Origin of the sequence: Citrobacter sp. Cf118, from assembly GCF_030334095.1 — a bacterium.
Classification (GTDB): domain Bacteria; phylum Pseudomonadota; class Gammaproteobacteria; order Enterobacterales; family Enterobacteriaceae; genus Citrobacter; species Citrobacter freundii.
In genome coordinates, this window is the sequence record NZ_JAOWES010000033.1 from 1 (window position 1) to 216 (window position 216).

Annotated in this window: 1 rRNA gene; it reads right to left on the reverse strand. The window is 48.6% G+C overall.

The window, feature by feature from the left end:
• Positions 1–24: 24 nt before the first annotated feature.
• Positions 25–216, reverse strand: a 23S ribosomal RNA gene (locus tag OGX67_RS00490); the annotation flags it as partial.

Here is a 216-nt window from a genome sequence, read left to right on the forward strand (position 1 = left end):
TCGCCAAAACATCTTCGGCGTTGTAAGGTTAAGCCTCACGGTTCATTAGTATCGGTTAGCTCAACGTATCGCTACGCTTACACACCCGACCTATCAACGTCATCGTCTTTAACGTTCCTTCAGGACTCTCAAGGAGTCAGGGAGAACTCATCTCGGGGCAAGTTTCGTGCTTAGATGCTTTCAGCACTTATCTCTTCCGCATTTAGCTACCGGGCA